Consider the following 773-nt stretch of genomic DNA (forward strand, 5'->3'; position numbering starts at 1 on the left):
TACATGCACTCGACTACTTCTTCCCCAGATTGGTTGTGGTGACTTAACCCCACCACAACACCCCCTTATGCCTGATGACCATAGCGAGTTGGTACCACCCCTTCCCATCCCGAACAGGACCGTGAAACGACTCCACGCCAATGATAGTGCGGATACCCGTGTGAAAGTAGGTAATCGTCAGGCTCCTCATTCGCTGCAATTCAGCGCAGCTCGCACAAACCCCACCCCACAAAGGTGGGGTTTTTGCGTTTCTGAACTCCTATAAGTGAGAGACATCGATTACGGTGGGCTCGCTGAAGGCTTGACACAACAGCGATGTTCCCCCATAATCGTCAGTTCTCTGCGGAGGGGTGCCCGAGTGGCTAAAGGGGGCAGACTGTAAATCTGTTGGCTTACGCCTACGCTGGTTCGAATCCAGCCTCCTCCACCAGAACATGTAGCAAGCGTCGGGAATCGTTAGACCCAAGCGGGTGTAGCTCAATGGTAGAGCAGAAGCCTTCCAAGCTTATGACGAGGGTTCGATTCCCTTCACCCGCTCCAGCATCAAGGTCCGCCCATGTGGCTCAGTGGTAGAGCACTCCCTTGGTAAGGGAGAGGTCAGCAGTTCGATCCTGCTCATGGGCACCAGCAACACTAGTCCACACTGTTTGCGCGCGGCGCAAGGTACGGAAAAATTCCTGTTAGGAGTCGAAAATGGCAAAAGGTAAATTCGAACGGACCAAGCCGCACGTCAACGTAGGCACGATTGGTCACGTCGACCATGGCAAGACCAC

The 773-nt window shown here is 54.2% G+C and carries 3 tRNA genes and 1 rRNA gene; all 4 read left to right on the forward strand.

What is annotated here, in order from left to right:
* The first annotated feature begins 70 nt into the window (after positions 1–70).
* The 4 genes from rrf to GSQ93_RS03480 all read left to right on the forward strand — a co-directional run bounded on the left by rrf (position 71) and on the right by GSQ93_RS03480 (position 627).
* A 5S ribosomal RNA gene (gene rrf, locus GSQ93_RS03465) occupies positions 71–183 on the forward strand.
* Positions 184–344: 161 nt separating this feature from the next.
* Positions 345–430 (forward strand) — tRNA-Tyr (locus GSQ93_RS03470).
* Positions 431–466: 36 nt separating this feature from the next.
* Positions 467–540: transfer RNA gene (locus GSQ93_RS03475), tRNA-Gly, on the forward strand.
* Between the two features lie 12 nt (positions 541–552).
* Positions 553–627, forward strand: a tRNA-Thr gene (locus GSQ93_RS03480).
* Positions 628–773: the final 146 nt, after the last annotated feature.

Source organism: Burkholderia sp. S171, assembly GCF_009766085.1.
Taxonomy (GTDB): domain Bacteria; phylum Pseudomonadota; class Gammaproteobacteria; order Burkholderiales; family Burkholderiaceae; genus Caballeronia.